Source organism: Microbacter margulisiae, assembly GCF_014192515.1.
Lineage (GTDB): Bacteria > Bacteroidota > Bacteroidia > Bacteroidales > Paludibacteraceae > Microbacter > Microbacter margulisiae.
Genome location: NZ_JACHYB010000001.1, coordinates 128,998 through 141,389, shown reverse-complemented (window position 1 = coordinate 141,389; position 12,392 = coordinate 128,998). Strand labels below are relative to the sequence as shown.

The window sequence follows — 12,392 nt, the reverse complement described above, 5'->3', positions numbered from 1 at the left end:
GTTTAAGGTGTAAGGTTTAATGAGAAACAGCAAACGGCAGTCAAAAGAATAAGACTATTAAAATATGCGATGTTTTGAAGAATTAAGAGTTTAGCAGGATGCCAGATTGTTAGTACAAAATGTTTATTCTGTGACTGTAAATTGTAAAGATTATGGATTCAGGGATCAGCTTCAAAGGGCTGTGTCTCTATTATGAATAACATTGCAGAGGATTCAGAATCAGGGACAGATGGTTTGTTTATTCGTTATTTGTACACTACAAAAGGGAGTTGTGGAGAAGTTCGGAGTATGCTCTATCTTTGTGAGGACTTGAATTATTGTTCCAATAAGGATGCCACTACCTTGAAAAAAAGCGTCATAAATATTTCATTGGCACTACAAAAACTGATTGATAAGTTGAAGAAAAAACGGCAAATGGCGGTTTAAAGCCGAAAGACCAATAACAAACAGCAGATCGAAAAGCATCAGATATACATTTGACTTTAGACATCATATTGAAGCCGTCTTGAATTTATCATTTTTGGGAGCGGGTGCGGGGCGATCAAGATAAGTTCACACATAAAAAATTACTATATTTACAGTTGGAATGAATATATCATTTCACAACTCAACAACCAAACTAAAACAACACAAACCATTCTTACGACAACTAATTATATTACACTCCTCCCTTTAAGTATACCTAAAGCATACATAATATTTAAATTTCACTTCCATGTATAAGAAAATCTTTATATTGAATATTTTGCTTCTTACTCTAATTCCTGTTGTAAAAAGCCAAAGCGATTCGAAATGGGCTATTTCTTTATATTCGGGATTAAATAGCTATTCTACTTACAATGTTCAGACGACAGACGGGACCCCTCATCTGGTTCGGGCTCCTTTCTCTCTCCGGTCAAGTTGTAGCCTCCAATCCGATTTTGATGTCGGCTATTTAATCGACCCGATATGGGAAATACGGGGACAACTGGGATGGGAAAATCTTAGATGGGATCCGGGATCGGGGGTAATCTCAATGATAACGATTCATACCAATATTGATTTAATGTATAACCTCAAAAATTATTTATATGGATATTATCCTGACAGACTATTTGATTACCAATTTTTTGTGGGGGCAGGATATGGAGCTAAACTGGCATATAACCACACGGTAAATATTGCCGCAGGATACACCCCTATAATAAGGGGGGGAATAGTGCTTAATTTTCATTTAAATGAACAGTTTGCAATCAATGGTGAAATCAGTCAGAATCTTATCTTTGACCACTCACTGACATACAACCTGCACTACATAGATAATTTAACAAAATTCTCACTTGGATTTACTTACTATTTTGGAGTGCAGGGCTATTAAGAAATGGAATAAACTCATACGCCTATTTTTTTTGTCGTTAAGCATATACCACAAACAGTATCCATTGTATTTTCCCCCAAGCTAGACGTGGAGGAGAAAAAAGATTTTAATGCCTATCCATTTACTTTGATCCCTTATATAGACAGAACAAAATATGCATAAAAATTCAAATATAACAGATTTCCATATCCTCTCACTCTCAATAACAAACAACTCCATAATATACAAGCAATTAAAGTTTTAATATAATCAGTTTTCCAGTTTATAATTATAGTTACGATTGACCAATATTGAAAATGAAGATTTATTTTTGTAAGGTTGAAAAGTCATAAATAGCTTTTACGAAAAATAGGTACGACAGATGTGCGCATGCACAAAACAATCACACGTTTTACCACTAGCTAACGAAACAACCGCATAACCATATTCAAAATTACAAGAGCTCTTTTACATACACAGACAATGAATGACTTCAAATTGCGCATTTCTAAAATACTGATATCACGCTATACTAACCGATGGATTATTTTATGTATTGATCTTTTTCTATCTGCCTTTGCATTTGCGTTTTCGTTCTGGATCATGCAAACGACGTACGCACTTGAGAACTCGTCTTTACCGACGTTTTATACCTTATTTGTATATCTGTTTTTATGTCTGATCACTTATATTTCTCTCAAAACACACCATGGGGTAATCCGCTACTCTTCTTATCATGAAATCGGACGTATCATTACAGCAGTTTTTATCTCCAATCTATTGTTTTACCTGTTTCTGCAGCTAATCTATCCCCATCATCTTTCAGGTATTTTATTTTCACTGCTGATCAAAATCAGCACCTTCACTTTTTTCAGTTTAATCATCTTTCGTTATATTATATTCCGTATCTACCATTACATAACGGCTTCGTCACATGAAAACAACCGTTCTGCCGGATTAATGTTCGGCATTGATGCTGATAGTGTTGCTATAGCCCAGATGCTCAACAATAACCGTCAATCTCCCTATAAAATAACCGGTTTTATTACTCCGGATTCCAATGCCTGTAATCAACGCATTCTGGATCTTCCTATCTTCTTTGCCAAAAAAGATTCACTGCAATCAATCATTCATTCGTACAAAGTGACGTCATTAATCTTTTCAACCCAGAATGATTTATTGGAAGAAAAAGATCGTTTGGTGCAAGCAGGCATACTGCTTAACTTACAAATTTTGTTAGCCCGATCGCCTAAGATATGGACGGAAGAAAAAAAAGACAAGCACTCCATTCGACCTATACAGATTGAAGATTTACTGGGAAGGACAGAAATTAAAATCGACCTGTTGGATATACAACATGACATTAAAGGTAAAAACATTCTGGTAACAGGAGCAGCCGGCTCGATAGGAAGTGAAATTGTAAGACAGATTGCCGGCTTTGAACCCAAAACCATCATTTTATTCGACATAGCGGAAACCCCTCTTTATGAAATAGAGACTTACCTGTCGGATCATTGCCGGGACATTAATATCATCCCGGTCATTGGTGATGTTAAACGGAATGAATGCATGGAAAAGCTGTTCCGTCAATATCATCCTGAAATTATATATCATGCAGCTGCCTATAAACATGTTCCCATGATGGAACGGCATCCTTCTGAGGCCATTTTGACGAATGTGTTCGGAACAAAAAATGTAGCTGGTTGCGCCCTAAAATACAACGCCGAGAAGTTTGTGATGATCTCAACTGACAAAGCTGTCAATCCTAGTAATGTGATGGGAGCCTCCAAACGAATTGCTGAGATTTATGTACAATCGTTAGCTAAACATATTGACCCTAAAAAAAGCACGACTCAATTCATCACTACCCGGTTTGGAAATGTATTGGGATCGAACGGATCAGTTATTCCCCGATTTAAGGAACAAATTGAAGCCGGAGGTCCGGTAACGGTAACCGATAAAAATATTATCCGCTATTTTATGACTATCCCAGAAGCATGCCGATTGGTTCTTCAGGCAAGTGTACATGGAGAAAATGGGGAAATCTATCTTTTCGATATGGGGAAACCGGTAAAAATAGACGATTTAGCCCGGAATATGATTCAATTGGCAGGATTCATTCCGGGAAAAGATATTGAAATTGTATATACAGGGTTGAGGCCAGGAGAAAAATTGTATGAAGAGCTGCTTAACAATCAGGAAATAACCAAACCTACTACCCATCCAAAAATAATGGTAGCCCAGGTTGCCGAATTCCGGTTTGAGGAAGTTTCACAAAGGATTGAAGAGTTGATTGCTTTGGCGTATGAGATGAAAACTATCCAGGTGGTACAAAAAATGAAAGATCTGGTGCCTGAATTCCTCAGTTTGAATTCCATTTATGAACAACTGGATCAGAAAAAAATGGTTGAGACACCCTAACCAAAAGGCAGAGAATTAAGGATCAACACGTAAAGATGACCTCAAAATCAATTTGGAAAAGACAATTTGAATTGGAGCATAATAAGAAACCGTTACCTTTGTAAAACGTAATCAATAAGGATATACATAATGATATCTCAACACAACCGCACAACACAAAAGGCTATGCTTTTATACACACAGAAATCGCACTTGAAGGGTAGAAGGTTATTCAAATGGCAAATGGGATGTCTACTTCTGATTACATTGCTACTAACCTCATGCAATGCTGAAAAAAAGATTGTATATGCGCAAAAATCAGGAAGTTATCCAAATCTGAATGACACCACGGTAATCGTGCCATCCCAAAAAATTAAGATAGGTGATTTATTGATCATTACCGTTAACACACCAACCCCTGAATTATCCATTCCATTCAATTTACCTTTGGTTCCGACGCCGGCAAGCAATATGGTAAATACCACTTCGGCTACGACTGCTGTTGCCTTACAAACCTATTTAGTCGATCTGGATGGCAATATCACATTTCCTGTTATCGGGAAAATCCATGCAGAAGGAATGACGAAAATGGAATTGGAATCAACGCTTAAATCAGATATTTACCCTCACTACATGAAAGAAATTCCTATTATTAACGTGCGTTATGCCAATTATCGTATCAGCGTACTGGGAGAAGTGGCTCACCCGGGGGTATTTACAGTGAACAATGAGCAAATCAGCGTATTTGAAGCACTTGCCATGGCAGGCGATATGACCATCTTCGGGAAAAGGAACAATGTCCTATTGATACGTCAGGATAGTAATGGAAAACGGGAAACATACCGATTGAACTTAACCGATAAAAACATTATAAAATCGCCATATTTCTTTCTTCAACAAGATGACATTCTCTATGTTCAACCGAATAAGCCCAAAGCCAGATCGTCTGCGTTCAGTACAGCCGAAACCATTTCGATCTCTATTGTCGGAACCCTGATTTCGTTAGCCTCATTAGTAGTTACCCTGGCAAAACATTAATCAACTTATTGTTTTGTTGAATAATTATTGATCTGACTTTTATTTGTAGCATTTATACTCATGGAAAAATATACAGAAGAACCATCCGAATTTACACAGAAAACGCCTTTTGATTTCCGGGAATTATATCAAAAGCTCATAGGCTACTGGAGATGGATTGTGGGTTCAATGATCATCGCTCTAATAGCCGGTTATATCTATGTACATACCTTACCCAGCAGTTATCAAAGCACAGCCTCTATCCTGATCATAGATCAATCAAAAAATGGACAAATGAATGCTATGTCTGTGGTGAATGAATTTGGACAACTGGGAATAACAGATAATCCCCCTATGGTCAATGACGAAGAACAGGTAATTCATTCACGTAACATGATGAAAAAAGTGGTTTATCGTCTTAAGCTTTATACAACTTATTATCATGATCGATTTTTTCATAAAGAAGAACTATATATCTCTTCACCTCTGATTGCAGAAATAGACAGCACATTGCTCAAGCATCTTCACGAGACACTTCTGATTGATGTCTCACCGGCAACAGACCATACGCTAACGGCTGAAGTGCATTATGGTAATAAAGTTCAGTTGTGGACTATCAGAAAGTTCCCAGTCATTTTAAAAACACCTGTTGGAACAATCATACTAAAGCAACGTCTTGGATTTGAATTACCTACGGAACGCTTATATATACAAATTAATAATCCAATCGGCGTTGCTAAAAATTTAGCATCATCAGCCTTAACAACAGACGTGGGCAAACAAACCGATGTAATCGATTTGACGATCTTGACAGGAAGTATGCAGAAAGGAGAAGATATTCTTAACACCCTGATAGACGTCTATAACCAGGATGCAATAGAACAGCTTAATCAATCCGCACTAAGTACAGCAAGTTTCATCAATGAACAACTCAAAGTATTAACCGGGGAACTTAGCGATGTAGAACAACAGGCTGAAAATTTTAAACAAGCGAACAATTTGGTCGATATTGATTCGGAAGCCAGTCTCTTTTTGCAAGATGCAAACAGCTACCAGCAACAAACCGTAACAGCAGAGACACAGCTCCATTTGATTGATTATGTAGAGAAATTCGTCCAGAATCCAAAATACAACAATGCGTTAGTTCCCAACCTGGGCTTAACGGACGTCGGTTTAATCGCAGTCATCAATACTTATGATGAACTGGTTCTTGAAAGAGAACGAATAGCCCGCAATTCTACGTCGAACAACCCAGCCCTGATTGCTTTAAATCATCAGGTGGAAGATGCGCGTAAAGCCATTTTAACCAGCATTGTAAATACCCGACGAGGTATTCAGATTACACTGCAGGATTTGGGAAAACAAAACACCATCATGGGGTCACGAATTAAAGATATTCCCCGACAACAAAGAGAATATCTGGAAATTGAGCGTCAACAAAAAGTGAAAGAAGAATTATATTTATATCTTTTGCAAAAACGAGAAGACGCATCGTTGACAATGGCTGTGACAGTCCCTAAAGCCAGAGTAATCGACAGCGCAGAAGACGCAATGAAGATCACCCCCCATGCATCTATCATTATGCTCCTATTTCTCGCTATTGGTATAGCCATTCCTGTTGTGATCATTTTAATAAAAGATTGGATCGATCCAACAATCCATACAACAAAAGAGGTGGAAACCCTTACTGGTATAAATGTATTCGCCGAATTGGGACACATCCAAGGAGATTCTAAAATATTGACTGCCTGTAGAAATGAATATACTGTAGAGCTATACAAATTATTACGCGCTAAATTAAAATTCGTATTCGATTCTCCTTCTCAAAAAGTGATTACAATAACCTCCACGCAACATGGTGAAGGGAAAACCATAGTAAGTGCAAATTTAGCTATCACATTAGCGATGGCAGACAAGAAAGTATTGTTATTGGGGTTTGATTTGCGTAGTCCCCAAATTACAAAGTTCTTTGGGATGTCTACAGATGAAGGAGTAACAACATACTTAATCGGAAATGAGAACGATGTACATAAATTAATTACTCCATTAGCAGATTACCCAAATCTGGATGTCCTACCCAGTGGAATGATTCCACCAAATCCCAATGAACTTATCATGAGATCTCAAGTTGATAATCTTATTAATACGCTAAAACCTGAATATGATTACATCATTGTGGATACCGCTCCAGTGGGTGCAGTGTCGGATACATTGTTGCTACAACGAATAACTGATATTACCTTATATATCTGTAGATCAGGGTACACGGATCGGGAAGATATGGATTATATTAAGCGTCTTGCCAATGACGGTTCCCTTAAGCCAATGTACCTTCTTCTGAATGACATCGAAGCCCAAAATCATCAATATGGGTATGGTTATCACTATAGGAAAGAACATCAAATTAATCCACACGAAGTAAAAAAATAATACTCATAAGTTCAGTAACAAATGAATTTTCCAAATATAGAGCCTACGGTAATTTTAGTAACCGGAGGAGCAGGATTTATCGGCAGTAATTTATGTGATTTGTTATTACAACAGGGACATCGGGTGGTGTGTCTGGACAATTTCAGTACAGGCCATTGGGGAAACTTGTCTGCGGCACTGCAACATCCCAATTTCGAACTGATCGTAGGAGATATCCGTAATCCTGAAGATTGCAAAAAAGCGGTTGAAGGTGTTGAGTACGTATTGCATGAGGCAGCTTTGGGATCGGTTCCCCGTTCCATCAAAGACCCCCTCACGACGCATGAAGTCAACACGACAGGTTTTTTAAATATGCTGATTGCTGCCTGTGATGCTAAAGTAAAACGCTTTGTTTATGCCGCCAGTTCTTCAACTTATGGTGATTCAGCATCCTTACCCAAACGGGAGGAAATCATTGGACGTCCATTATCGCCATATGCTATTACCAAATATGTTAATGAGCTATATGCAGATGTGTTTGCCACTACTTACGGATTGGAAAGCATAGGGCTCCGCTATTTCAATGTGTTTGGACGCAGACAGGACCCGGAAGGAGCTTATGCTGCTGTCATTCCTTTGTTTGTAAAACAACTGATGCAGCATGAATCGCCTGTCATCAACGGAGACGGATCTTATTCACGTGATTTTACCTATATTGATAACGTGTTGTTGATGAATTTACTGGCGATGTCAGCTATCCGTCCAGATGCTGTTAATACTGTGTATAATACCGCCTGCGGGGAACGAACCACATTGAACCAGTTGGCCGAATATCTGAAGATGTATTTAAGTGAATATGATCCCGCAATAGCTTCAATCACTATCCAGCATGGGCAAAACCGTGCCGGAGATATTCCTCATTCGTTAGCCAGTATTGAAAAGGCACAGAAGCTGCTCGGATATCAGCCTCTTTTCTTCTTTCAGGAAGGACTAAAAGAAGCTGTGAAATGGTATTATGAAACGACATTAACCAGTAGAAAGAAGATAACAACTGCCAAGTAGTTTAGTAGCTAGTAGACGGGAGGAATCCAATAACTGAATAATAAAATAGGAGGAAGCTAAGGAAGAAGATCAATCAGTAGAAAAGAGTTGACAGACGGTAGAAATCAAATAACTGAAGGATCAAATAACAGAATAAATCAAAAAGCGAAGTATCTAAAATTAATGGTATTGGAGAATAAAATTATATTATTTTATGGGAATTAAAATTGGAATCATTGGGTTAGGATATGTAGGACTGCCTCTGGCACGTCTTTTTGCAACAAAATATCCTGTAATAGGATTTGATGTAAATCAGGCACGGGTAGATGCTTTAATGAATGGTATTGACGCTACGCTGGAAGTGGATAGCAACATACTGCAGTCAGCATTGGTGTCACAGGCACCCTCCATGGGATCGAAAGGTCTATTCTGCACTTCCAATCTGGAAGATATCCGTGATTGTACCTATTTTATCGTTACCGTTCCTACCCCTGTGGATGTACATAATAATCCAGATCTGACTCCTCTGGTAAAAGCCAGTGAAACAGTAGGGAAAGTGATCAAAAAAGGAGATATCGTTATTTATGAATCTACGGTTTATCCAGGCGTTACCGAAGAAACATGTGTTCCTGTAGTTGAAAAAATTTCGGGACTAACCTTTAATAAAGATTTCTTTGCCGGATATTCTCCCGAACGGATTAACCCCGGAGATAAAGAACATACTGTAGAACGGATTAAAAAAGTAACCTCAGGTTCAACGGCTGAAACAGGGGCAAAGGTGGATGCGCTTTATTGTTCGGTCATTGTGGCCGGGACTCATTTAGCTCCATCCATAAGGGTGGCCGAAGCTGCAAAGGTGATTGAGAACTCCCAGCGCGATATTAATATTGCTTTTGTCAATGAACTGGCCAAGATTTTCAACCGGATGGGTATTGATACACAGGCTGTGCTTGAGGCTGCTGCAACCAAATGGAATTTTTTGCCTTTTAAGCCTGGATTAGTAGGTGGACACTGTATAGGCGTGGATCCTTATTATCTGGCACAAAAAGCTCAGGAGTACGGTTACCATCCTGAAATTATTCTGGCTGGTCGTCGGATGAATGACGGGATGGGTGAATACGTTGCCAACCAGGTAGTTCATTTAATGCTGAAGAAAAAAATTCAGGTGATGGGGTCTTCGGTTTTGTTGTTGGGATTCACCTTTAAGGAAAACTGTCCTGATGTACGTAATACGAAAGTCATTGATATTGCACGTACACTCCACGAATATTCTGCGCAAGTCACAATTTACGATCCGTGGGTAGATCCCCAAGAGGTACAGAAAGCTTATCATGTAGCTATTTCTACAGATATCCCTGATCAGAAATATGATGCCATTATTCTGGCTGTTGCGCATAACTCATTTGCTACACTTAACTTATCAGCGTTAGTAAAAGAAAATGGCATTATCTATGACGTCAAAGGGATGCTGGATACTGATCTGGTGGACGGACGATTGTGATCACTGAGTCATACATCTGAATATATGCAAGTTAAAGAAATCGGAATATGTAAGTTTTATTGTTCCGATTTCTTAACTCTGGTTATGTTGATTTTTTGGAGCTCCCAACCTGGGTTAACCTGAGATTTTCAAATCAATTCCCTCATTACTCCATTTTTATATTCTTATCCTTAAAGGCAGCATTTAATTGCAGCATAGCTGCACTTTTCACTTGTTCCACATTCGTAATGGTACTCCAGAAACGAATTGTAAGCCAACAGGTATCCTGATGTACCTTTGTAAACAAAATTACCGGCTTATTTTTTGCAATCACATTCGGCAATTTGCTGACGACATCATTAATAACATCGTTAATAACATTGGTATCCAGTTCATTACCCGATAATGAAAAATCCAGCACCACCCGTCGCTGGTCATTGCTGTAAGTCCAGTTGACAATGTTTTGCGAAAGAATGGTCCCATTAGGAATCATCACTTCAGCTCCATCGGCTGTATTAATAGTCACAACCCTCAACCCAATCTCTTTTACCTTTCCTGCCTGTCCATTCACTTCTATTTCATCTCCAATCTTCAGTGAACCGTCAAAAATTAAAATGATACCTGACACAAAATTATTGACGATACTTTGTAATCCCATACCGACACCAACACCTAAAGCACCAATAATAATCGTCAGTTTATCAATGGGTAAACCGGATGCAGCTATTGCAAGCAGGTATCCTCCGATCAGCACCAGCAATCGCGTAACCAACAGGCGCGAATGTTGACCTTTTGTTGCTGTTGTGATATCATCCAGATCATAACCTGTCTCTCCAAACAAAAAGGTAATCAGTCTTTGTAAGATATGAGCCATCCAGATGATCACAAAAAACAACAGGACGCTTGCCCATTTGAAAGAGATACTGCCAATCACCCTGGGATTTGTCAGAAAATCATGAATGGTGCTGTAAACATAATGATATATGTCAAGATTGGAAGCTAACATGATAACCCAGAGAATACTCAGGATGATGAGTAATGGCAATCGGATTTTATTAACCAGAATCGTTGTCTCAAAAGGCTTGACATTCCCTTTCTTCAATCGTGCGGATTGAAATTGCAGTAAAAATATTTCAATCACAATTTCCAGAAAAATCGGCAACGTTATAGCCTGTGTTATAGCGAAGATAGCCGCAGTACCAAAGATTTGCGACAGGGAAAACCGTCCGAAAATATTATTCACCATAGCCAGGAATGCTAATACAATGCCTACGATGATGGCAAACTTACTCAGCCTGTAATAAACCGTTTCTTTTGCCATTTTCCGAAGAAAACGCAACCCGGCTATGACGATAGCAATATGCAGCAATAACAGCAACAAGCGTTGAGGGAAAGCGGGAGCAAAGAATAAATCAGAGCTGGCTACCGCTATAAACAATCCGACCAATATCAACCAGACAAACCATTTGGAACGATCCCATTTTGCAAACATAATAGTTGAAACCACTCCCAATAAGATCAATGATTCACCTGAGATATAAGAAGTTGGAGCATAGGCATCAAAAAAAGGCATAATACTCAATACCACGATAAAAAGGGATAAAACCGGATGAGTATTAAGGTATCGTAAATGCAAGAAAGCAAACTTTTCATCATTTTTCCGGAATGCCTTTAGCTGTTTGCGTTTCTGAAACAACCATACAAATAATAGTATCAGAATGGTTACAATCAGACCTTGCTGCCGTGAAGTCTGACTGATATAATAATTCACCGCTTTTTGTTCGCTCTCGAAAATATTGACAATCGATTTGGACTTCGTCGTTGCAAGCGTATCGGGTAAAGATTTTTGCCAAAAGAAATTAGTTTCTTTCGCAAACAGTTGTTGTCCGGCTTTATCCAATCGGTAATTCATGAAGTTGAGCATGTCCGACAAGGTAATAGCATTATTGGTCACTTTCACCTTTAAGCCATTCAATGTATTTACACCGGTTGCAGTCAGGCTATCCACCCTACTCCATTTTTGTTCCAAACGAATCAGCTTCTGGCTAAAAGTGTGTCGAAGACTACTGTCAGCACACAAAATACGGAAAATAGAATCAGACATAACTGTTTTGAGACGTAACTTGGCACGATACACCGTGTTATACATCTTATCGAGCCGGGCCTCAATTCTGTCATTCTGAGCATTAAAATTGGACGCAAAGCTTTGATAAAGATAAAGATTCTTAATGTTTGTCCCCGAACGACGACGCCCCATATTCAGACGGATCAGAGTGATATTATTTGCTATAAGATCAAGCATATGATCCATCCGTTCCACTTCAAATCCCAATCTGGCACTATCAGCAATATCATTCAATTTATCATTTACACGATCCATGCTCATCATGTAATCACTCATGGTAAGTGTATCAACTGCCAACATCAGCCTCAAACGCTGTGCACGTTTCTATGCCAGTAAAGCATCCGTATGTTTTTTTTGCACACTATCGCTATGCGACAGATGAGATAATGGGTTCGCTGTGCTCTGAGGTTGAATAGTTTGTGAATAGACACAACTTATTATCCCCATACTTAAGATGATATAAAGAATCGTCCGTTTTTTCATAAGGAACTAAAAGTCGAAAAAGAACAACGGTTGAAAATTTAAGATGTAAAGTTGAAAGCCCGGAAATGTGTTGGTAATACTGCTGGTTCTTCCTCAACTTC

At 38.7% G+C, this 12,392-nt stretch carries 8 protein-coding genes; 7 read left to right on the top strand and 1 reads right to left on the bottom strand.

Translation table 11 applies throughout. The features are described 5' to 3' along the window. Positions 1-192 precede the first annotated feature (192 nt). The 7 genes from FHX64_RS00580 (at position 193) to FHX64_RS00550 (ending at position 9,704) form a co-directional block, all read left to right on the top strand. Positions 193-426, top strand: a complete 234-nt coding sequence (locus tag FHX64_RS00580) for a four helix bundle protein (RefSeq protein WP_183411899.1) — start codon at positions 193-195, stop codon at positions 424-426. Between the two features lie 289 nt (positions 427-715). Then, entirely contained in the window at positions 716-1,357 is a 642-nt protein-coding gene (locus FHX64_RS00575; RefSeq protein WP_183411898.1) for a hypothetical protein, read from the top strand. 462 nt (positions 1,358-1,819) lie between these two features. Next, positions 1,820-3,757 carry a polysaccharide biosynthesis protein gene (locus FHX64_RS00570; RefSeq protein ID WP_183411897.1) on the top strand — a complete coding sequence of 646 codons (1,938 nt, stop codon included), beginning with the start codon at positions 1,820-1,822 and terminating at the stop codon, positions 3,755-3,757. A gap of 222 nt (positions 3,758-3,979) precedes the next feature. Then, positions 3,980-4,774, top strand: coding sequence for a polysaccharide biosynthesis/export family protein (locus FHX64_RS00565; protein WP_183411896.1), 795 nt, complete (start codon positions 3,980-3,982; stop codon positions 4,772-4,774). A gap of 60 nt (positions 4,775-4,834) precedes the next feature. Continuing rightward, a complete protein-coding gene (locus FHX64_RS00560; RefSeq protein ID WP_183411895.1) occupies positions 4,835-7,183 on the top strand; it encodes a GumC family protein in 2,349 nt (782 codons plus the stop codon). A 21-nt stretch (positions 7,184-7,204) separates the two neighbouring features. Next, entirely contained in the window at positions 7,205-8,224 is a 1,020-nt protein-coding gene (locus FHX64_RS00555; protein ID WP_183411894.1) for an SDR family oxidoreductase, read from the top strand. 193 nt (positions 8,225-8,417) lie between these two features. After that, the gene (locus FHX64_RS00550) at positions 8,418-9,704 is read left to right on the top strand and encodes a nucleotide sugar dehydrogenase (RefSeq protein ID WP_183411893.1); all 1,287 of its coding nucleotides are present in this window, start codon (positions 8,418-8,420) and stop codon (positions 9,702-9,704) included. A 145-nt stretch (positions 9,705-9,849) separates the two neighbouring features. Here FHX64_RS00550 and FHX64_RS00545 read toward each other — a convergent pair whose 3' ends face one another. Continuing rightward, entirely contained in the window at positions 9,850-12,108 is a 2,259-nt protein-coding gene (locus tag FHX64_RS00545; protein ID WP_221202108.1) for a mechanosensitive ion channel family protein, read from the bottom strand. Positions 12,109-12,392 lie beyond the last annotated feature (284 nt).